A 22,643-nucleotide genomic window follows, 5' to 3' on the forward strand; every position below is an offset into this window, starting at 1 on the left:
TGAAAAGTGAAAACACTTATTTATCCTTCTTTTTTTAAAAATCTCAATAATTTCCGTGGCTTGATTCCTGATTCTTCATCCTCAGCATAATAACCATAGCCATAATTATACCCATAACCTTTATTCATGGAATGCAAACTTAAGTCATTTAGAATTACTGAGATATTTTTAAACCTGTTAATATGCTTCAGTCGATTTAAAGTTTTTATAAATTTTCTCTTACTGTAATCAGCTCTTACTACATAAACAGAAAGATCAGAAAGTTTCATGGCCATCACTCCGTCAGAAACTATACCTACAGGAGGCGTATCAAGAATTACCACATCAAATTCGGCCCTTAATTTTCTTATCACCTCTTTGAATGAATCACCCATCAGCAACTCAGAAGGATTTGGAGGTGTAGGTCCGGAAGGGATATAATAAAGGTTTTCTTGTTTTGTCTTTCTGATTGTACGATCCAAATCGTGCTTACCAATGAGTAAGGTACTCATCCCGGAAGTCATATATTCTTCATCAAAAGCTAGGTTTACCTTAGGCTTTCTCATATCAAGATCAAGGACGATCACTTTAAAGCCTGACATGGCAATTATACCTCCAAGATTAACAGAAACGAAAGTTTTTCCCTCCCCACTAACAGTAGACGAAACAGTAACGACTCTGCTTCCGGAGCTCTGATGCAGGAATTCCATATTAGTCCGTATGGATCTCAATGACTCGCTGACCATTGATTTTGGACTGTCTTTGACAATAAGTCGTGTTGTTTCCAGCTTTTCCTTTTTGTAATTTGGAACTACCCCAAGAACCGGAGTAGATGTCAGTCTTTCCAACTCACTCTGGCTTGAAATCTTGTCGTGTAAAAGATACCTGGATGCAACAAAAACAAGTGATAAAAACAACCCACTTACAATGGCTATTCCATAGGCCAGCATTGGATTAGGCCTGATCGGACTGCCGGGTAATGTTGCACTCGACAATATCGTAAATTCCGGAATAGTTCCTGCCTGGGCGATCTCAAACTCCATTTTATTTTGTGCCAGGGTAAGGTATATTTCCTCCTGAAGTTCGTAAAACCTTCTGGATTTATTATACTCAGTTCCTTTAGATGGCATCGATTTAAAATCTCCGCCCAGTTCAGCTTTTTGTTTTGCTATCCTGCCTAATTCATCTGAAATATTCTTCTCAAGATAAGCTAACTGATCATTTAGCTCTTGCTTGTGAATTTTTAATTCATTATTAAGCTTTCTTACAGCATATGTATTCTCATTATATTTCTCAAGCAGCTGAAGCCTCTCTGTTTCCAGAACATTAATTTCTTCGATTAATTCGGTAATGGATTCAGGGAAATTTTCAAGGGTTAATGAACCGAATTCGAGTTGCTCATTATTTCCAAGTTGTGCTTGTACCTTATCAATTTTAATCTGATAAATCTTTAACGCCCTCTTCTGACTATCAAGTTGATTTAAAAACTGGATGGTCTCGGCCATATCTTTTTGAAGATCTACCGTTTGATTTTCTATTGTAAAGGATTCGAAATAATTCTCGTAATTCTCTAGCGTTTGAGCAGTGTTCCCCATCTGTTCTTCCAGAAAAGCAATTTTTTGCTTATTAGCCTGCATTTTCTGCTCGCGTGAGTATTCCAGGTATAAGGAATCGATCGTATTTACTACATCATATGCCTTATACTTGTCATTATCAGTAAAAGTGATTTTAATAGTATTAGCTGCTAACGACTGTGCTTCAACTTTAAGGTTTTGCTGAATAAAGTTTATTTGGGATTCCTTATTATTAATTTTAAAACTATAATCATCAAACCCTTCCCCTCTGGAATAATGTTCGGTTAAAAATAAAGTAATAATACCCCCATTTACGACTAATGGCTTACCGAAATTCGCTTCAAATCTTTGAGTTACCTCACCAAGTTCATAAGTGAGAGTATAGTGCTCCTTTGAAGAAATATGGACATTGAAAAGTCTGTTATGCAGATCTGCTGATTTAACCTGGTAGTCCACACGAAAAGGCTTGTTTCTATATCTTTCCTCATTTTTTAAACTTCCAAAGGTCGTTCTTATCGTAACATCCAAATCAAGGCTATCGATGAGTCTTGAAAAAAATACTTTAGAACGCAGTAATTCCATTTCTCCGGAAAGGGCATTCATGTTGTTTTTCTGTGGATCAACACCAAAGGTTAGAACTGAAGTTTCATCTTTTACATCCAGCTTAAGTTCGGAAGAAGACTCGAATAAAGGTGGAATATACCGAACATAAAATATTGCAGCAGAAATAGTGAGGGCAAAGATTAGTATTATAAAAGGGATTGATTTTCTGCTTATTGACGCCAGTTTTTCCCAGTCCACCCCCTACTGTTTCCCTCTTCACTTATTCCTGAAGATCTGACTCCGATATCGTAATTCTTATCTCTCAAAAGTTTGTTGTAAAGATTAAAATGATGGTTAATATACCAGAAACAGTCCCAATTATCGGTGCTGCATCCCTGAAAGCTTCATTTGCAGGCCTGACTACAGGTTCAATATAAATAATATCTCCTGATTCTACCCGTGTCTGGGCTTCGGTCATTCCTTTTACTGTGGATAAATCTATCAAGTATACTTCAGGATTATTAAGATCACCTCTGATCAACCTGATATTATTTGCTCTCATATCAGAAGATATACCTCCGGAAAGAGCTAAAACCTCTAATAAATTAGTGTTTTCATTTTCAAGCGGTATCACCTGGCCTCCGGGGGCTCCAAGTACTATTACTCGTTTATTTGCGTAAGATGACAGTACGTAGGGATCTAAATAGTACTCACTATATTCATCTGCCAGCAATTGATTGAGTTCTTCAAGTGTTAATCCTTCAGCATAAACCCGACCGACCATAGGCAATCTGACATAACCATCTGACTGAATCACATATTCGGGATTAGGTTTAGATTGAACCCCCTGGCCTCGTGTTTCTGGAATTAGTTCGAGATCCGGATCGATGATTCGCTCACCTTCGTTTGTATATACATCGATAGTTATCCTGTCAAAAACCTCCAATTTATATTGGCTCATAGCATTATCAGTCGCTGAAGCCAGGTAGGGAGATGGTTCGCCGGCCCCGATTTCACTAAACATAATATGTGACTTATAAGCACAAGAGCTCAGCGTCATTAAAACGAATAAAAAAGCGATTCTTTGCATCGAAAAAATATTAATACGTAAAAATATAAAGTGTTTTCCGTATTGAAAATTTTATTACCACAATTAGGCCAAAAGCCTGTCAATAGTTGAAAGATACGTTTTTACAACGAATTCTTCACTATAAAAGTCCTCTATGAGCTTTCTCGACTCTTTTCCCATCTCTTTTTGCTCATCCTCAGTTTTATTCAGAAACGATTTTATTGTTTCATATAAATTCTTAGAGTCACCAGCTTTACAAAGCAAGCCGTTAATATCTTGCTTAACCACTTCCCTGCAGCCGGGTACATCAGAGGCTATTAGCGGTTTTGCCATCGCAGCTCCTTCCAGTAAAGTTTTTGACGTTCCTTCTCTATATGATGGTAAAACGATCACATCTGAATTTTCAATCTTTGGCCTTACATCAGAAACCGGCTTGATATAATTTAATATACCATTATTGATCCAATACTCCAGATCTTCTTTTTTAACTGCTCGCGGATGAGATTCTTCAAATGAACCAAGGAGCTGAAACTCTACATTATCGTATTCAGATTGTATTCTTCTGGCAGCATAAGCATATTCATACACCCCTTTTTCAATGATCAGCCTGGCTATCATTAAAAATACATTCCTATAGGCCGGTCTGTCATTTCCCTGAGATTTAAAATGGTTTATATCTACTCCTGAACCAGGTATCACTATCGTACGATCTTTGGTGGTTAATTTATTGATAAGAAAAAAACGCCGATCACTTTCATTTTGAAAAAAAACCATCGGAACATCCTTAAATGCTTTTTTATATAATTGAAAAGCCAGTTTTGAGAAGATCTTCTTACCCAAAAACATTGTCCCCAGACCCGATACATTATTAATAACCGGTATTTTCAGCCTGTTAGCAGCTATTGCACCATAAATATTTGGCTTAATGGTATATTGAAGCAATATATCCGGTTTTACTTTTCTAAACTTATTGTATAAAACCTGCAAATAACGGAAATCTGAAAACGGGTTGGTTCCCGTTCCTTTAAGCGGAGTGATAATCACTTCCATTCCCAACTTTCTAAGCTCTTCTGCGTAATTATCCTCAGGTACAAAGGCAAAAACCTTGTACCCCCGATCAAGCAGACTAAGGACGATACCCTTTCTGAAATTGATTATATTCCATGCAGAATTAACTACAATTCCTACACGTTTGGATTGGAGATCTGCAGACCCCATATATTATTTCTATTCTCACAGTTCAAAAGTGTAAATATAGAATAAATCTATGGATATTTGCTTAAAAAATAAGGAACTCAATATATGGACATGATTTCTACAGCACCGGTAAAGCAAACAGCAGTACTGGTGTCAGTAATAGATAAAAGACAAAATGAAGATCAGGCATTTGAATACCTGGACGAATTGGAATTTCTGGCTTCGACATTAAATATAAAAACCAAATACAAATTCTATCAAAAGCTCGAAAAGCCAGACATCAGAACGTTTGTCGGAAAAGGAAAGCTTGAAGAAATTCAGACAGCCGTAAAAGCTGAAGAAATTGATATTGTCATTTTTGATGATGACCTTTCTCCTTCACAGTTAAGGAACCTTGAAAAAGAATTTAAGGTGAAAATATATGACAGGAGTTTGCTTATACTCGATATCTTTTTGAAAAGAGCAAGAACGGCACAGGCTAAAACCCAGGTTGAACTGGCAAGAAACGAATACCTTTTACCTCGTCTGACAAGAATGTGGACTCACCTTGAACGTCAGCGTGGTGGAACCGGAACTCGTGGTGGTGCCGGTGAGAAAGAGATCGAGACTGACCGTCGTATGATCCGAAACCAGATCAATGTGCTGAAGAAAAAGCTGGAAAAGATAGAAAAACAACGTGAAACTCAACGTAAAAGAAGAGAAAACCAGGTAAGGGTGGCTCTGGTAGGTTATACTAACGTCGGGAAATCTACTATTATGAGACTGCTGACCAAAGCAGATGTCCTCGCTGAGGATAAACTTTTCGCAACTGTAGATTCTACGGTTAGAAAAATTGCTATTCACAATATCCCTTTCCTTCTTTCAGACACGGTTGGTTTCATCAGAAAGCTGCCTCATAACCTGATTGAATCTTTTAAATCAACCCTGGATGAGGTAAGAGAAGCAGATATTTTAGTTCACGTCGTCGATGTGAGCCATCCTTCGTTTGAAGAACACATGAAAGTGGTTGACGAAACCCTGGCTGAACTTAACGCCAAAGACAAACCGACTCTGATCGTATTCAATAAGATCGACCAGTACCGTGATCACCTTGAACACTGGGAAGAGGAAGAACATGGGGAAGATGAATCCAGGCCAGTTAGTCTTGAATACCTTAAAAATAGCTATATGAATAAAGAAAACACTTCTGCGGTTTTCATATCGGCTGTGAATAAGGAGAATATCGAAGAAATGAGAGACAAACTGTTTGAACTGGTAAAAGATCGTTATCTTGAAATATATCCGAACTTCCTGATTCCGGATTATTATTATGGCAAATACGAAGAATAAAAAATTATTAATCTCATAAATATCACGGCCGGTGAGGGAAGTAACATTCTTTCTCCGGCCGTTGTTGTTTTACTATCAATAAAACCGATTGAACTGTTATGGATCTTATCGATAAAAAAATTGTTATCACAGGCGGGAGTGCCGGAATTGGAAAATCATTTCTGAAAGAACTCATTAAAAGGGGAGCTAATAATTTCGCGATCATTGGAAGAAGCGAAAAACCCCTGGAGAAGCTAACCCAGGAATTCCCCGATGTAAACTTCGTCCTTATCCAGGGTGACGTTTCGGCATTAAGAGATATCGAACGAATCGTATTAATGGTAGAAAAACATTTAGGCGGAGCCGATGTCCTCATTAACAATGCAGGCGTAGTCAGTGCCGGTGGGCTGGAAGACATTTCGGATGAAGATATAATCAACCAGATAAACATCAATCTTACCGGACTGATACTGCTAACAAAAAAGATGATGCCGTTGCTTAAAGAAAGTAAGGAAGGAGCAATAATTAATGTTTCAAGCGGTCTAGGATATATCGCCATGCCCTTTTATAGTGTTTATGCAGCTACTAAAGCAGGTGTAAGGCAATTTTCAGATGCTTTAAGACGCGAATTTCATATGTATCCGCTACATATAATGACCGTATATCCCACCGCCACTGATACTCCCATGATGAAAAACGCGGATATGGATAAAGAAATGGATGATCCGGATATGGTTGCTAAAGAGTCGATCGATGGTTTATTAAATGGTGAGCTCAATGTTGTTTTTGGTGGTGAGCAAAGAGAAAAGGATATAAAAACAAATTTCGAAGAGCCCTTGAAGATAGACGAGAAAGCAAAGGCTGCTTATGATAATTTAAAGCAGCGGACAAAGAAACACCGGGCCATGTAATTTGAATTCTTTTGATCGGTGTTTGCCAAAGATGCGTTGGTTTTATTATTTTGCGTAGCTGAAGGTCAAATATAATACTGGCCCCGTAGTTCAATGGATAGAATAGGAGTTTCCTAAACTCTAGATACAGGTTCGATTCCTGTCGGGGCCACTAAAACAGAGTGAGAGTGGAAAGTGAAGAGCGAGATTACAACTAGTGTTAGATTGGACACTGATTTCTATACTCACTCTCAAACTCTCTCTATATATTAAATTCCATTCTTAGATAAATATTACAGATCGGTCCAAGTTTAAACTTCAACCAGTGTCGGACCTACTAGGTTTTTACACATTTATTTCTCAGACCAGGAGCAGGTCAAGTTATAGGTCAAGTAACAATAATTTTCTTTACTAGCATTATCACATTATCAAATCTACCACATTTTCGCTCTTTAGGATTTGCAATCCTGAAGCCTTATCCATGGATTTGTAATCCATATCAAACTAATCAGAAAAATAATTTGCTTAAAATGGCTTTAAACCTTTAATTGTGGATCCTTTGAATTTATTAACTATAATTTTTTAAAATGAACATACATCAGATCAACAACAAACACATTCTATTTGGCAAAATAAAATCACCAGGAGTAGCTTACCTGTGCTGGTTCATACTGGGTTGTCATTATGCATATTTAGGCCGTTGGGGTGTTCAAATCCTTTATTGGATAACCTTTGGTGGGCTGGGTATTTGGGCTATTATTGATATTTTTCTGATCCCGTCCAAAGTAGAAAACTACAATAGAGAAATTTACATGAGATTAGAACAGCTCGAAAAGCAGGAAAAGAATGATGAATTTGAACAGCTCAAATCTCTGAAAAATAATTAAAAATATAATCCCTGGCGCAGGCGTCTCGCCTGTGCTTTTGTTATTTCTTCTGCTATTGAAAAATCACCCCTTAAAGCTAATACCGATTACTTTTCTTCTTTTCTTATCTTAACAACATCAATTACATAATTACACCCTACCCTTTACCCGAAAGAGTTTAGGTTGTATTTCAATCTTTTCCCTTTTACCTCCTATGAAATACAACAGGAATAAAGTATTTTAATAATATACTTTTAGTCAACACCTTATGATCTAACCCCTTTACAATGGTCTTAAAATCTATCAAACCATTTTCGTTGATATTAATCTTTCTATTTCTACATCTAAATTTACTTTCCCAGGAAAACAGACCTAAAATCGGACTGGTTCTAAGCGGTGGTGGAGCCAAAGGAATAGCTCATATCGGAGTTCTGAAAGCGATGGAAGAAGCCGGACTCACTCCGGATTATATCACCGGAACGAGTATGGGAAGTATTATTGGAGGACTTTATTCCATCGGTTATTCGGCTGATGAACTGGCAGAAATTGCAAAAACCGCAGATTGGGAATATTTACTTTCAAACAAGATCCCATTAGATCGGGTCACCTTTGAAGAAAAATTTTATTATGGCAGGTACCTTCTTGAATTTTATTACCAGGATAAAAAAATAGTTACTCCCCGGGGAATCATTGAAGGCCAGGCACTTCTTGATTATTTTTCCTATCTCACCAGACCAGTGCATGACTTAAGAAATTTTGATGAATTCCCTATCCCTTTTAAATGTGTAGCCACAGATATTGAAACAGGTGAGCCAGTTGTTCTAGATAAAGGGTCTCTGGCAATGGCTATGCGGGCAAGTATGGCCATCCCATCGATCTTCACACCGGTTACTATCGACGATAAACTTTTGGTTGATGGGGGGTTAGTCAGAAACATGCCAGTCGATGAAGTTTTGGATATGGGGGCTGACATTATAATTGGCGTCTTTGTCAGTTCTGATCTCGATCCTGCCGAAAATCTGAATTCCCCACTGGCAATCTTATCCCAGGCTACATTTATTAAAAGTGCATTCGACAGCAGAAAACAAATGGACAAATGTGACATTCTGATTTCTCCTGATTTAAAAGAATTTAGTACAGGAAGTTTCAGCTCAGCTCAAGGAATCCTCGAACAGGGAAACAAAGCAGGAAACGACTATAAGAAAGTGTTTAAAAATCTTGCTGATTCTTTAAAGAAAATTGAGCCCTTAAATAAAATAGATAAGCCAAAAATATCCGATGAGTATATAATTTCTAAAATCATCGTAAAAGGTAACAAAGTAATTCCTGATGAATACATTATCGGAAAAATGAGAATTGATCCGGGTGAAATTGTAAGCATTAATAAAATAGAGGAACAAATTAGCATAATTTATGGAACTCAGTATTTTGAACGTATCTGGTACGAAATAAACAAAAATGATAGTACCTATAGCCTACACATTGATGTAGTTGAACGGCCTAAAGTTCAATTCCGGTTTGCATATCATTATGACACAGAAAATAGTGGCGGGGTAGTGATCAATACAACTTTGAGAAATCTATTGCTCAATAAAAGCAGGTTAATTTTTGAAGCCAATCTGGCAACACAACCCAGTTATTTAATGGACTACTTCAAGTACCTGGGAGAAAAGCAAAAAGTTGCATTCAGAGCCAGGGGACTTCATTCTAGAAACGACTTACCGCTCTATGATGAAGAAGGAAATGTCAATAACGAATTCAGACATCGATACTCCATTATTGGAATTAATTTTCAATCTACCATTAAAAGAAACAGCACTTACGGATTTGGAATCGAGTGGACTCATACCGATTTAACACCTGAAATCGTACAGGAAAATGTAGAGTTTCTAACAAAGGTGGTCTATAACAATGCTAGATTAAGATTATTCTACCGCTATAACAACTTAAATAAAAGATACTTTCCTTCTGAAGGTATTAAATTAGATATAATTGCTTCTACAACAGTGGGTTCAAATGGAACTTTTACCCTTGGTGACACTTTAGAAATTGATGAAAACAATGAATCAATTGAAATAATTCAAACTTCAGCGATTAATACACTCGAAGTCAACGTTGACCCGATAATTCCGTTAAATGATAAAATTTCAATCATCAATCAGAACCGACTCAGAATTTCTACGCAGGAAACCGGTTTCTTTAATTTTAGCGAATATGATTTTGTCGGAGGCTTTACACCGGCGATTATTAACTCCTACCAATATTGGGGAGGAGGAATAAAAGAATTTTACCTGGCTAATTACTTTTATTCTAAAGTAGGAATCCAATATGAAGTAAAAAACAATTTATTTCTGACAGCCATAATTAATTATTTAGATACTGAAAATCCTATGAAATGGATTTATCCAAATGTTGATACTGGCTTAGCTGGCGATAGGAGTTCGAGGTTTGGATATGGTATGAAAATCGGATATATGTCTCCTGTTGGTCCTTTCGCGTTTGCTTTTGCAAAAGATCATTACCGGAAAGGCTGGCAAACCTCTTTAATTATTGGTTTTCACTATTGATCTTGGTAAAACAATAATCAAAAAGAATAAAATAATATTTTTATTAATAAAATTGTACTTAATAAATTATTTTAATAAGTTTAGTTTTTTTATATTCACAACAAATTGTTTTAATCGAATTATTATCAAGAAGCTTAATCAGGAACATATCATCGGTGTGGACATTGGCGGAACCCATATAACTTGTGGAATTATCGATATTCTAAGTGGAACTATTCTCGAGGAATCCGTCGTAAGAAAAAGCGTGAACTCAATGGCTTCTTCAGAAGAAATTACAGATGATTTTTCAGAAGCATTAAAATCAACATTTACAAACCGGATCAACAATAAAGATATCAAAATTGGTATTGCCATGCCGGGGCCATTTGATTACGTCAACGGTATTTCCCTCATAAAAGGTCAAAATAAATTTGACAGTTTATATAAGACCAATTTAAAAAAATCACTGGCTCAAAAATTAAATGTAAAGCCATCTCAAATAATATTTGAGAACGATGCTGCTTGCTTTATAACCGGAGAGGCCTTATTTGGAATAGGATCTCCGGAGAAAAATCTATTGGGTCTTACTCTGGGCACAGGCCTTGGCACTTGTGACTATATAGATAGCAAAGGAAGGGATTTAAACAAATGGAATGCTCCGTTTAAAAAGAGCATAGCAGAAGATTACCTTTCTACCAGATGGTTTACATCTGAATTTGAAAAACTCACCAGTAGAAAAATAAACGGAGTTAAAGAAATAATTGCTACTCAAGACTCCGAAATAATACATTCTTTATTTGAAGAATACGGTAAAAACCTGGCAGAATTTTTAATTCAAACTTTAGATGCTGCAAAATATGACCTGGTAATATTAGGGGGTAACATCAGCAAATCTTACCACTTATTCGAAAAAGCGTTAAATCAGGAAATAAAAAAGAGGAATGGGGACATTTTAATTAAAACATCTGTCAAAGGAGAAAACGCTGCTTTATTAGGTGCTGCAGGACTTTGGAATAATCAAAAATTACAATGAATACTCAACAAACCAATACTAAAAGTGCTTTAACAATCATCACCCTATTATTTTTTATGTGGGGATTCATCACCTGCATGAATGATATTTTGATTCCAAAATTAAAACAGGTCTTTGACCTGATGGAATGGCAGGCAATGCTAATACAGACCGCATTTTTTGGAGCCTATTTTGTGATTTCATTGATTTACTTCCTGATTTCCGCTTCAAAAGGAGACCCCATCTCAAGGATTGGTTATAAAAATGGTATCATCATTGGGTTATTAGTCTCAGCAGCCGGATGCGGCTTATTTATTCCTGCCGCTTCTCTTGAAAGCTTCTCATTTTTCCTGGGCGCCTTATTTATTTTAGCTTCCGGAATAACAATTCTTCAAATAGCTGCTAATCCATATGTTGCAATACTGGGAAATCCCGAAGGAGCCTCTGGAAGATTAAATATGGCACAAGCCTTCAATTCATTTGGAACAACCATTGCTCCTGTAATAGGCGGACTGTTAATTTTTAATGCAACAGAAAATACTGCCGGAGCAGATTCGGTTAAAATCCCCTATTTAGGATTAGCGCTAATTTTAATTATAATCGCTGTTGCTTTTAAGGTCATCCATTTGCCTAAATTCACTGATGAGGAAGAAATAGTGGCAGGCACCGGATCGCTTAAATATAAGCACCTGGTTCTTGGGGTGATAGCTATTTTTGCCTATGTGGGTGCCGAGGTTACAATCGGAAGTTCTTTTATTGATTTTGCAAGAATGCCATCAATCGGTGGGTTTAATGAAACTGAAGCTAGTTATTACCTGGCATTCTATTGGGGTGGCGCAATGGTAGGAAGGTTTTTCGGAGCAATCGCTTTATCAGAATCTGAGAACAAATCTCAGAAATACCTGTGGATTGTTGGTATCGCAGCCATTGTATTTGTGGCGGTATATTCGATTTATGGATTAAATGAAGCGTTAATCACCCTGGCTATTGTTATTTTTAATGTAATTGTGTTACTCATTGGCTCTTTTATCCCGAGCAAAACACTTGGATATTACTCGCTAGCAGCAATTATTTTATTATTAATTGGCATGACAGCCACTGGAGTTATAGCTATGTGGAGTGTTATTGCCATTGGAATTTTTAATTCAATAATGTTCCCAACAATATTTACATTAGCGATAAGGGGGCTCGGAAAATACACAGGACAGGCTTCATCTCTATTAGTAATGGCTATCGTGGGTGGAGCTATTATCCCACCGATCCAGGGATATTTTATAGACATTACTGGAAACAGGCAATTATCTCTAATAATACCTTTGATTTGCTATATCTATATCTCATTTTATGGATTCAGGGGATTTAAGCCAGATGTAAAACTATCTTAAATATACTACAGGTTATTGGTCTAGCGCCAGTAACCTGTTTCTCACTAATAAACAAGCTCCAACTACTCCAGCTTGATTACCCAATTTAGATAATTTGAAAGTAGTATCATTATTCATTAGGCTTAAGGAGTATTTTTGTACTGCACTTCTGATAGGGAGCTGAATATATTCTCTGGTTTCGGCAAAAACACCTCCCAGTATTACTAACTCCGGATTGAATATATTAATTAACATAGCCACTCCTTTCCCTATATTCTCACCAATACCCTCAATCAATTCAATAGCAAGGGTATCATCATTATTTGCTGCATCAACTATATCTTCAACAGTGATCTCATCAATGTGCTTACCTTTCTTGGTAATTAAAGAATTACTTCCCTCATCGAGTTTAGATTTTAGCTTTTTCAAAGCTGCCCAGCCGGAAGCTTCGGTCTCAAGGCATCCCTTTTTACCACAATTACAAATTACTTCATTATCAAAAAAAGGTATATGACCAAACTCACCGGAGTAACCTGACTTCCCATAATATAGCTGTCCATCGATAATCATTCCCATTCCAAGACCGTAGTCCAAATTTATAAAAAGAATATTCTTTTCATCATTAACCACTCCTGCAGAATATTCTCCAAAAGCCATCGCTCGGGAATCGTTATCCAGAAACACCCTGATTCCTACCTCAGATTCAATTATTTTACTAAGGGGTTCTTCCTGAAAATTAAAAAAACTATAGCTATATCCCGTTGCATAATTAATTCTACCTGAGAGATTTATACCAATACCAAGAATTTTGTCTTTTTGTATTGTTAACCCGGCAATGAATTCATTGATAATTTCAACCAGTTCCTGTAAAGACCCCTTTTCGTTCTTTAATATATAAGGATGCCTTTCTTCAATCTTAATTATATTCTTTTGAAAATCCGTCAGCCCGATGTTAATGTGATATTTTTTAACGTCAATCCCGATAAAAAACCCGGATTCAGGAGCCAAACCATAGACATTTGGCCTTCTCCCGCCTGTAGAGTCCATTTTACCATAATCCTTAACTATCCCTTCGGAGATCAATTCCGATAATAGACTACTAACCTTCGGTGCACTTAATTTAGTTATATTACATAATTCCGGAATTGTAGTATTGCCTTCATTTGCAAAGTGGGCAATCATCTGTTTTTTCATCCGGACATTTTTATAAGCAATTCCGGTAATATTTTCACTACTAAGTTCTTCAAAAAGGTTTTCGACATCAGTTTGGTGGTCTGGTTAATTTAATTTTGCAAAAATACTCATACAATTTAAGAAAACACCCAAAAAAAGCAAGATCGTTACTTAAAATAATTACTCGAAGAAACAATCTTTATTAATTTTTTTATTAAGTATTGCTATTTTATAAATTTTTTAATAGATTCATATTTATGAAATAAAACCGTAGTTAATCTGGTATTACAACCGATTGAAAAACCCTTATAAACAAATTTCTTATGAAAAATTCTTGCTGTTTTCAGTAATTGTAATCCTGTCAATATTACCTGCTTCTGCCCAGGATAATGTCGTCACAGGTACAGTAACCGATACAGATGGCTTTGGTCTTCCCGGAGTAAACATTAAAATCGAAGGAACCACAAAAGGAACAGTAACTGACTCACAAGGCAACTTTTCTCTTAATGCGTCAAAAGAAGACATTTTAATTATCTCCTATATTGGATTTATTCCTAAAAAGGTAAAAGTTGGTGATCGGAATCAATTCAATATCACGTTAGAAGAAAATACTACAGAATTAAATGAGGTAGTGGTCACAGCTTTGGGTGTTGAAAAGGAAAAAAAGTCTTTGGGATATGCTTCTCAATCTGTTCAGGGAGAAGAATTAACCCAGGCTCGTGAAAACAATGTAATCAATTCACTTTCCGGAAAAGTCACCGGAGTACAAATTAACCAGGCTGGCACCGGACCTGGAGGAACTTCAAAAGTAGTTATCCGGGGTTACGCATCAATTGCCGGAAATAACAATCCATTATACGTTATAGATGGGATCCCAATGACCAACCCTCAAGGCGGAGCGGGACAGTTTGGCGGCATAGATTATGGTGATGGAATTTCAAACATCAATCCTGATGATATTGAATCAATCAATGTATTAAAAGGAGCTAGTGCGACTGCTCTTTATGGATCCAGAGGTCAAAATGGTGTTATAATGATCACCACTAAAAAGGGCCGTGCAAGAAAGGGAGTAGGAGTAGAAATTAATTCAAATTTCACATTTGAAAACCCATTAATTTTACCTGAATTCCAGGATCGGTTTGGGAGAGGTTCTAATGGCCAGCTACCATACAATGAAAATGGGGAATTAATCGATAACATTAGAAGCAGCTGGGGCCCTCGAACCAGAGGTCAAACAGAAGTTAATGGATTCCCATTAGTAAATTGGGCAGGTGAGGAATACACTTATCAAACATACCCTGATAATATAAAAGATTTTTTCCAAACTGGAACTACCTTCACTAACTCTATTGCCCTTAGTGCAGGTAATGATAAAACTCAGGTTCGTCTTTCACTTTCTCATTTAAAGAATGAAAGTATAATGCCTAACAGTGACCTGGAAAGGGTAAATGCAAGTATAAACGTAAGTTCAAAACTGTCTGATAAATTAAGAGTTGAAGGAAAACTTAACTATATAAATCAGGAAGCTTTCAACAGACCAAACCTGACCTTGAGTCCTGATAATCCAATGAACAGCTTGATAAATATGCCGCGGTCAATCAATCTTGATGATCTGAGAGATTTCAGAACTGAAGACGGTTTACCGAGATTGTATACAAATGGCACTATTAACACGTGGCAAAACCCTTTCTGGGCTGTTAATTTAAATACCAATAATGATACAAGAGACAGATTAATTGGTTATTTAAAATTAGAATATAGATTTAACGACTGGTTAAAAGCTCATATCAGAACCGGAACAGACTTTTACATTGATTATAGAGAAAACAGGAATGCTACAAATACCATTTATCGGGTAACACCTGATAAAAGTTACTTTTCAATATCAGACGGTAAGGTAAGAGAGTCTAATACTGATTTCCTGGTTACTGCTTTTAAAGACATTAGCAATGATTTAAATATTACGGGTAGTGTAGGAGGTAATATCCTAGTAAGAGAATCCAGGAGTAACGCAACGGTTGCTCAGGGGTTAAATATTCCAAATTTTTTCGTGATGCAAAATGCGCTAAGCACTGTCACTTCGAGTGTTAGCTCACAAAGAGAGGTTCATTCGCTTTATGCGACTGCCTCTCTTTCCTACAGAGAATATCTATTTGTAGAAGCATCAGCACGAAATGACTGGTCATCCGCATTGCCACCAGACAATTGGTCTTATTTTTACCCATCGATATCAGCGAGCTGGATATTTACAGATAATTTTTCTAATACAAACTTTGGACCTATTTCCTTTGGTAAACTCCGGGCTTCTTATGCGGAAGTAGGAAATGATTTAGGCCCTGGTCAGTTAGATCTTATATATTTTGTGAATACACTATCCCACGGAGGCCAAACATTTGGTCAGCTGACACCCCAGCAACCTCCTGTAAATCTTAAACCTGAGCGCACCCGATCATATGAGGGAGGTTTAGAATTAGGGTTATTCCAAAATAAATTTAATGTTGATTTCACTTATTATTATGCTGGCACAAGAAATCAGATTATTCGCGCCCCGGTATCAAAAGCCTCTGGATTTAGTACTTCTCTAATAAATGCTGGCTTAATAACCAACCAGGGAATCGAATTAGCAATCCGGGGTACAACAATTCAGACAGAAGATTTTACACATCAATTTTATGTGAATTTCACACGTAACAGATCAAAAGTTGAAGAATTAGCGCCAAACGTAGATGTTTATCAATTAGGGGGAACTTATGATCAATTTGGTGTAAGAATTCAGGCTGAACCAGGCGGAGAATTTGGAGACATTTATGCTGACAGAGCATTTTTAAGGGATCCACAAACCGGAGAAAGAATTATCGGATCAAACGGTTTACCAATACCAGACCCTGCAGGTATTAGAAAAATCGGAAACTTCCAACCTGATTTCCTTGCTGGAATTGGCAATACCCTTAATTATAAAGGAATTAACTTCAGCTTTCTGTTTGACTTCAGGGTAGGCGGAGACATTTTCTCGTATTCAAACGCAATAGCTGCTGCTAATGGTAACGCTCTATATACTCAATACGATAGATTAGAGTGGTATGCAGGAGCTGGAGGACATATTGCAGAAGGTGTTAATGAAAATGGCGACCCAAATACCATCGAAGTAAACCCTCAGGAATACTGGCAATTTGTCGGAGGAAGAGCTTCTTCTTTCGCCGAAGAATTTCTTTACGATGGTAGTTTCATCAAATTAAGAGAAGTAACTCTTGGGTATAGTCTACCTAAAAATTTACTGGAAAATTCCTTTTTGACAGGTGTTAAATTTTCAATAGTAGGAAGAAATCTTGCCATCCTCTATAAAAACACTCCGGGATTTGATCCGGAAGCAACTTTTAATGCCGGAAATGACCAGGGAATCGAAGCTTACGCATTTCCATCAACAAGAAGTATTGGTTTCAATTTAAATCTCACCCTGTAAGATGAAAAAGCTTAATTATATAAATATTATTCTTTTATCCTTAGCTATCTCCGTAACGTTTTCATGTACGGATGATTTCGAGGAGCTTAACAAAAATGACAACGCTGTCACTGGAGACAGAATTGATGTAGATCTTCTTTTTACACGAGCAACCGTGTATGGAGCTCTTAGATATACCGAGTTTCAACGTGCTCAACATTTATACACAAATCAATACATACAATATTATGCTACATCTGTCGATTATTTTCAGACAGACAGATACATCACAAGAAATGATTGGTTAACTGCATACTGGACTGAAGCATATGTCGATTACGGAATGCAAACACAACAGGTGATCAACCTGACAGAAGAAGATGAAACGCTATCCAATAAAACAAATATTGCCAGAATCTGGAAAGCATTTCTGGTTCACAGAATAACCGACCTGTGGGGAGATGTCCCATATTTTGAAGCATGGACAGGCAACACTACCCCGGAATACACACCCCAGGAAGAAATTTATCTTGATATGTTAAATGAATTAAAGGAAGCAGAATCATTATTAGATCCTTCTAAAGATTCATTTGACGGCGCAGACCTGATCTACGGTGGGGATGTTAATTTATGGGCAAAGTTTGCCAATTCTTTAAGATTAAGATTGGCCATGAGATTATCAGAAGTAGCTCCGGCAGTTGCTGAAGAACACGTCTCGGAAATTCTGGCAGAAGGCAATATAATCGCTTCAAATTCTGAATCAGCTATAATGCCATATGGCCGGGATTTCGGAAACTTTGACGAGAGCGTTCAGCCAATGAGTCTGATAAGAAGCTTTAATGAATACAGGGCCAGCAATACGCTTGTTGATTACCTAAAAGAAAACAATGATCCAAGACTGGAATTATTTATAGCTCCTGCAGAGAATACCGGTGAGTACACAGGATTGCAAAACGGGCTAAATCCATCAGAAATTAACGTACTCAATGTTGACGATTTTTCCAGGGAATCACTAATCGTATCCAGTCCTAGCGCACCTTCTGTACTACTGAGCTATTCAGAGGTACAATTCCTGCAGGCAGAAGCAGCATTGCGAGGCTGGACCTCAGGAAACACTCAGGAATTTTACGAAGAAGGAATTACATCAAGCATCAATTTCTGGATATCAGTTTATGAGGATCTTCAAACAAGACTTCCACAGAGTGATGTAGAAAATTTACCGGAAATAGATATTACAAACGCTGAAATCGAAGCATTTCTTGCTGGTGCAGGCGTGTCGTATAATCCTAATTTTGCTCTTGAACAAATAATCACACAAAAGTGGCTAAGCTATATTAACCAGGGATTTGAACCTTATGCAGAATATAGAAGGACTGGATACCCCGTTTTAAATGAAATTCCTAATACCGATGGCCTTAGTGAGACTGGTGGGACAGAAGTTCCGGTAAGACTTCGCTACCCGGCTGAAGAACAAGCTTTAAATAATACAAATTATGAAGAAGCAATTTCGAGGCAAGGTCCTGATTTACCTACCACACACATCTGGTGGGATGCTGATTAAAGTAACTAAATAAACAATTTATAAACACTTTTAAATAAACCTTTAAGAATCATGATGACAAAAAATCTGTTCAAAAAACCTATTTGGTACCTTATGGTACTAACAGCGGGTATGTTGTTTACCTTCACTTCGTGTGACGACGATGATGACCCGGTATTAAACGATTCGAATGATATTACATCATTTGTATTCAACGATCTTAGTCCGGCAGTTTCTGCTACGATATCTGGCACGACTATTACTGCAGAAGTTCCTTACGATGCGGATATCACTTCATTAACCCCTACAATTGAAGTTTCTGATGCAGCGTCTGTTTCTCCAGCGTCCGGAACAACTATTGATTTTACTAATCCAGTGACATTTACTGTGACCGCTGAAGATGGGACAACTCAGGATTACACAGCTACTATTACTGTCGCTCCAATACCTACTTCTGTAATCACTCCTGTATGGGAAAGAACGCTTGCGTCAGGTGGTTTACCAGAATGGTTTACTGCTAATAATGACAGAGACATCGCTGCATCTGGTGACTACGTATATGTACATAACAATAATGACAAAATTCGCGTGCTGGACATCACTGATGGAACTGATGTCATGGTAAGAGATACAGTAGATTATATCGATGGAAAAGAAAATTATGCTTCAGGCAATCTTTTCTTATTAGGAATGGATGTTGATTCACAAGGAAAAATTTTGGCTTCAAATTTACGAGTTGGTAGCGCAGATCAATTCCCTTGGTATGTATACAAGTGGGACAACAAAGATGCTGAGCAGGAATTATTAATTAATTACCCAACTCCGGAAGGTTATCGTCTGGGTGAAAACCTTGCCGTTGCAGGAGATATCACTACTGATGCGTATGTTTATGTTCCTGGTTCAGGATTCGGAACAGAATCAAACGAAGTTCTAAAATTCTCTATCTCTAACGGTGAAGCTAATAATACTCCTGAAATGATTGTATTGGATGGAATTACTAATATGGGTAATGCTCCTGATGTTCAACCGCTTTCTGCAGACGCTGATGCTAACTTAATCGTTACTGGTACAGGTGTTGGAATCAGAGAGTATACTTCTACCGGATCACTTGTTGGACAACTTCCTGAATCACTAAATGATGGCGAAAATGCTCCATTATTTGCATTTGCTTTAGACATTCATCCATTTGAACTAGATGGTAGAAAGCTAATTGCAACTACAGCTACTGATTTCACTGCTAATGCTGCAGATGCAGGTTGGTTATACATTATTGATTATACTGACGGATGGGAAAACATAACCGCAGATAATGTAACCAGATATGCATTTACACCAGAAGGAAATATTGATACCAACTTTAATGGTACAGGAGGTGTTGATGTTATTGTTAACGGTTCAACAGCTACTGTATATGCAATGATCACCAACTTTGGTGTTGCTGCATTTGATGTAACAATCGATCAATAAAATTAAAATTGGCTGCAGATTTATTCTGCAGCCAATTATAATCTATTTAATTAATCCCCAAATAAAAAATGAATATTTCAATTGCTCTGAGAAATGTTTTAACGCTTTGTATAGCTGGAACTTTTTTATTTTCCTGCGATGATGAACGCGAATTTAACGAAGGTCCTTTTGAAAGTAAACGGACTGACATAACATCATTTGTATTTGAAGATCTTGAACCTGCCATAGAGGGAAACATTAATGAAATGGAACATCTGGTAACAGCAACCGTTCCTTTTGAATCAGATTTAACACAACTCTCCCCAACAATTGAAATATCAGAAAGGGCGACAATATCCCCGCCTAGTGGAACTCCGGTAGATTTCACTGATACAGCCAGCTACTTTGTTACAGCCGAAAATGGTGATGTTCAGGAGTGGAAGGTAGCACTTAGCCTGGCAGACCCTGAAGAAAAACCAAAACTTGTATTAAGCTCTCCATTATGGAATTTATCACCTGCAGGATCAGGTGTACCAGATTTTTTCACTGTAGATGGAGAAAGAGGATTAGCATACGGAAACGACCATCTTTACGTAACTAACAATAATGATAAAATATTAATTCTTGATCCATCAAATGGATCAGCTCTTGGCCAACTGGATATGACAGGAGTCGAAGGGGGACAACCTAAAATTGCTGACGTAGAAGTCAGTGCTGATGGTACAATTTTAGCTTGTAATACCGTTGAATGGACTAGTGATGAAGGAGGAGCCCCAACTACATTCAAAATATATAAATGGAATAATGAAACGTCAACTCCTGAGGTTTGGCTGAGCTATACAAATACTGAATACCGCATGGGTGATTCATTTTCTGTGATTGGTGATATCAATGGTGATGCAGTTATCCTTACAGCATATGGACGAAAATTCCTTAATCCTACTGGTCGAGGAGCTCTTGTATTCAAATGGACTGTTTCGAATGGTGTCCTTAATGAAGAGCCTGAACTCATAACAGTTGGAGGAGTTCCTTCACTTACAAAATTTGGCTCAAGGCCTCATGCTAATATGCTAAATGTCGATAGTGAATTTTTATACGTTAACGCCAACGATATAGACTTTACTAAAGCTACGCTAGATGGAACATTTGTAGCAAGAATTCCAAATACTGGTAGATCCTTGTATGATGGATTCAACAGTTATTTTGAAATATTTGAATTTGCAGAAAAAACAGTATTAGCCACTGTATTTCCTAGAAGTAGTGTAGAAAGTCGTTTACTCATTATAGATATTACTGAAGGTATTGAGAATGTTACAACCGAGGAAGTAATCTTAAGTCAATCTTTTATGAGCGGTGAAATTGCAAATGTAAATGCCAGTGGAGCTGTCACAATTAATATCGTAAACTCAAACAAAGTTGAAGTTTATTGCCTGATTACTAACCAGGCACTAGCCAAATTTGAACTTTCGACAGAATTGCAGTAAAAGAAAAATTAATGCAAAAAAGATCTATATATAAACTCCTGATAATTTCAGGAATAATGACCCTTATTGCCTGTGATACCACTGAAAATTCTAACAACAGTGATCAGCAGGTATCTGATACTACCATAACACCAGAGGTAGAAGCAGTTCGCGGTGTTTGGTTAACTAATGTGGCCAGTGAAGTTCTCGATTCCAAGGAGAACATTAAAGAGGCAGTGGCACTTTGTGATAAACTAGGGTTTAATACAATCTTTGTGGTTACCTGGAATCGAGCTCATACAATCTATCCAAGTAGAGTGCTGGAAAGAGTTACCGGTAAAAAAATATCGGATCGCTTCCAGGGAAGAGACCCTTTGGCAGAAGTAATTGAGGCGGCAAAGAAATACGATATTAAGGTATTTGCCTGGTTCGAATTTGGTTTTGCTTCTTCTTACGACGATCCTACCGGAGGTCCTTTAATAAAAGCGAAACCACACTGGGCATCCCTGGATAAAAATGGGATGATCACCTCAAAAAATAAATTTCAGTGGATGAACGCTTTTCATCCCGAGGTTCAGGATTTTATTACCGATTTAATAGTTGAAACAGTCGAAAACTATGATATCGATGGAATCCAGGGAGATGACAGACTTCCCGCCCTTCCTTCAAACGGTGGTTATTCGGAATATACAGTCGAACTTTACAAGAGTGAACATAATGGAAATAAGCCACCATCGAATGAGAAAGATTACGAATGGGTCAAATGGAGATCTAACAAACTAAATATATTTTTAAAAAATTTAGTTGACGAATTGAAAATCAAAGATCCCGAGCTAATAATTTCTATGGCTCCAAGCATTTATCCCTGGAGTGAAGAAAATTATTTACAGGATTGGCCCACATGGTTAAATATGGGTGTGGTCGATTTAATTATCCCACAAGTTTACCGCTACGATTTTAAGTCATATAAAAAAGAAATGGATAACATCCTTGAAAAACAACTTGGACAGTTTGACAATAAAGGTTTCTATCCAGGGGTACTTTTACAGGTAAACGAATTTAATCCCGATCAACAGTTTCTGGATAGTATGATTAATTATAACAGGAAAAAAAATGTTAATGGTGAAGTTTTTTTCTTTTATGAGGGCATAAAAAAATATAAGGAATATTTTAAATCCAAATATGGAGAACCAGTTGATTTTCCTGAATACAATAAAATTAAATAAAAGCGATT

At 37.1% G+C, this 22,643-nt stretch carries 15 protein-coding genes and 1 tRNA gene; 12 read left to right on the forward strand and 4 right to left on the reverse strand.

Going from position 1 to position 22,643, the window contains the following annotated elements; genetic code table 11:
- Positions 1 to 20 precede the first annotated feature (20 nt).
- The 3 genes from DCC35_RS19225 to DCC35_RS19235 all read right to left on the reverse strand — a co-directional run bounded on the left by DCC35_RS19225 (position 21) and on the right by DCC35_RS19235 (position 4,383).
- Positions 21 to 2,354 (reverse strand): GumC family protein, encoded by a 2,334-nt coding sequence (locus DCC35_RS19225; protein ID WP_137092338.1) that lies wholly within the window; start codon positions 2,352 to 2,354, stop codon positions 21 to 23.
- A 64-nt stretch (positions 2,355 to 2,418) separates the two neighbouring features.
- On the reverse strand, positions 2,419 to 3,120 hold the full coding sequence (locus tag DCC35_RS19230) for a polysaccharide biosynthesis/export family protein (protein ID WP_175402874.1): 702 nt from the start codon (positions 3,118 to 3,120) through the stop codon (positions 2,419 to 2,421).
- 129 nt (positions 3,121 to 3,249) lie between these two features.
- Complete coding sequence (locus DCC35_RS19235) at positions 3,250 to 4,383, reverse strand: glycosyltransferase family 4 protein (RefSeq protein ID WP_137092340.1); 1,134 nt, start codon at positions 4,381 to 4,383, stop codon at positions 3,250 to 3,252.
- Between the two features lie 90 nt (positions 4,384 to 4,473).
- On the opposite strand from DCC35_RS19235, the gene hflX reads away from it, so the two are divergent.
- The 7 genes from hflX to DCC35_RS19270 all read left to right on the forward strand — a co-directional run bounded on the left by hflX (position 4,474) and on the right by DCC35_RS19270 (position 12,369).
- A complete protein-coding gene (gene hflX / locus DCC35_RS19240) occupies positions 4,474 to 5,691 on the forward strand; it encodes a GTPase HflX (protein ID WP_137092705.1) in 1,218 nt (405 codons plus the stop codon).
- Between the two features lie 98 nt (positions 5,692 to 5,789).
- The gene (locus DCC35_RS19245) at positions 5,790 to 6,581 is read left to right on the forward strand and encodes an SDR family NAD(P)-dependent oxidoreductase (RefSeq protein ID WP_137092341.1); all 792 of its coding nucleotides are present in this window, start codon (positions 5,790 to 5,792) and stop codon (positions 6,579 to 6,581) included.
- Between the two features lie 79 nt (positions 6,582 to 6,660).
- Positions 6,661 to 6,732, forward strand: a tRNA-Arg gene (locus DCC35_RS19250).
- Positions 6,733 to 7,147: 415 nt separating this feature from the next.
- On the forward strand, positions 7,148 to 7,447 hold the full coding sequence (locus DCC35_RS19255; protein WP_137092342.1) for a TM2 domain-containing protein: 300 nt from the start codon (positions 7,148 to 7,150) through the stop codon (positions 7,445 to 7,447).
- Positions 7,448 to 7,713: 266 nt separating this feature from the next.
- Positions 7,714 to 9,993 (forward strand): patatin-like phospholipase family protein, encoded by a 2,280-nt coding sequence (locus DCC35_RS19260; RefSeq protein ID WP_137092343.1) that lies wholly within the window; start codon positions 7,714 to 7,716, stop codon positions 9,991 to 9,993.
- 157 nt (positions 9,994 to 10,150) lie between these two features.
- Positions 10,151 to 11,005 (forward strand): ROK family protein, encoded by an 855-nt coding sequence (locus DCC35_RS19265; RefSeq protein WP_175402875.1) that lies wholly within the window; start codon positions 10,151 to 10,153, stop codon positions 11,003 to 11,005.
- Positions 11,002 to 12,369: a sugar MFS transporter gene (locus tag DCC35_RS19270; RefSeq protein WP_137092345.1), complete on the forward strand. Its 1,368-nt coding sequence runs from the start codon at positions 11,002 to 11,004 to the stop codon at positions 12,367 to 12,369. Before DCC35_RS19265 ends, DCC35_RS19270 begins: the two co-directional genes overlap by 4 nt.
- Positions 12,370 to 12,381: 12 nt before the next feature.
- Here the strand turns inward: DCC35_RS19270 and DCC35_RS19275 are convergent, their stop codons facing one another.
- Positions 12,382 to 13,542: an ROK family protein gene (locus DCC35_RS19275; protein ID WP_137092346.1), complete on the reverse strand. Its 1,161-nt coding sequence runs from the start codon at positions 13,540 to 13,542 to the stop codon at positions 12,382 to 12,384.
- 313 nt (positions 13,543 to 13,855) lie between these two features.
- Between DCC35_RS19275 and DCC35_RS19280 the strand changes: the two genes are divergently transcribed.
- The 5 genes from DCC35_RS19280 (at position 13,856) to DCC35_RS19300 (ending at position 22,635) form a co-directional block, all read left to right on the forward strand.
- Complete coding sequence (locus tag DCC35_RS19280; RefSeq protein ID WP_175402876.1) at positions 13,856 to 16,981, forward strand: SusC/RagA family TonB-linked outer membrane protein; 3,126 nt, start codon at positions 13,856 to 13,858, stop codon at positions 16,979 to 16,981.
- A gap of 1 nt (position 16,982) precedes the next feature.
- The gene (locus DCC35_RS19285; RefSeq protein WP_137092348.1) at positions 16,983 to 18,521 is read left to right on the forward strand and encodes a SusD/RagB family nutrient-binding outer membrane lipoprotein; all 1,539 of its coding nucleotides are present in this window, start codon (positions 16,983 to 16,985) and stop codon (positions 18,519 to 18,521) included.
- Positions 18,522 to 18,572: 51 nt separating this feature from the next.
- Positions 18,573 to 19,967, forward strand: a complete 1,395-nt coding sequence (locus DCC35_RS19290; protein WP_137092349.1) for a DUF5018 domain-containing protein — start codon at positions 18,573 to 18,575, stop codon at positions 19,965 to 19,967.
- Between the two features lie 68 nt (positions 19,968 to 20,035).
- A complete protein-coding gene (locus DCC35_RS19295) occupies positions 20,036 to 21,430 on the forward strand; it encodes a DUF5018 domain-containing protein (RefSeq protein WP_137092350.1) in 1,395 nt (464 codons plus the stop codon).
- An 11-nt stretch (positions 21,431 to 21,441) separates the two neighbouring features.
- Complete coding sequence (locus DCC35_RS19300; RefSeq protein ID WP_246070090.1) at positions 21,442 to 22,635, forward strand: glycoside hydrolase family 10 protein; 1,194 nt, start codon at positions 21,442 to 21,444, stop codon at positions 22,633 to 22,635.
- Positions 22,636 to 22,643 lie beyond the last annotated feature (8 nt).

It is taken from the genome of Mangrovivirga cuniculi (assembly GCF_005166025.1).
Lineage (GTDB): Bacteria > Bacteroidota > Bacteroidia > Cytophagales > Cyclobacteriaceae > Mangrovivirga > Mangrovivirga cuniculi.

Bases quoted from the DNA above. Each gene is read 5' to 3' on its own strand.
- DCC35_RS19260 (WP_137092343.1), top strand. From the start codon at position 7,714: ATGGTCTTAAAATCTATCAAACCATTTTCGTTGATATTAATCTTTCTA.
- DCC35_RS19290 (WP_137092349.1), top strand. From the start codon at position 18,573: ATGATGACAAAAAATCTGTTCAAAAAACCTATTTGGTACCTTATGGTA.
- DCC35_RS19245 (WP_137092341.1), top strand. From the start codon at position 5,790: ATGGATCTTATCGATAAAAAAATTGTTATCACAGGCGGGAGTGCCGGA.
- DCC35_RS19275 (WP_137092346.1), bottom strand. From the start codon at position 13,542: ATGAAAAAACAGATGATTGCCCACTTTGCAAATGAAGGCAATACTACA.
- DCC35_RS19300 (WP_246070090.1), top strand. From the start codon at position 21,442: ATGCAAAAAAGATCTATATATAAACTCCTGATAATTTCAGGAATAATG.
- DCC35_RS19255 (WP_137092342.1), top strand. From the start codon at position 7,148: ATGAACATACATCAGATCAACAACAAACACATTCTATTTGGCAAAATA.
- DCC35_RS19295 (WP_137092350.1), top strand. From the start codon at position 20,036: ATGAATATTTCAATTGCTCTGAGAAATGTTTTAACGCTTTGTATAGCT.
- DCC35_RS19270 (WP_137092345.1), top strand. From the start codon at position 11,002: ATGAATACTCAACAAACCAATACTAAAAGTGCTTTAACAATCATCACC.
- DCC35_RS19230 (WP_175402874.1), bottom strand. From the start codon at position 3,120: ATGTTTAGTGAAATCGGGGCCGGCGAACCATCTCCCTACCTGGCTTCA.
- DCC35_RS19285 (WP_137092348.1), top strand. From the start codon at position 16,983: ATGAAAAAGCTTAATTATATAAATATTATTCTTTTATCCTTAGCTATC.
- DCC35_RS19235 (WP_137092340.1), bottom strand. From the start codon at position 4,383: ATGGGGTCTGCAGATCTCCAATCCAAACGTGTAGGAATTGTAGTTAAT.
- hflX (WP_137092705.1), top strand. From the start codon at position 4,474: ATGATTTCTACAGCACCGGTAAAGCAAACAGCAGTACTGGTGTCAGTA.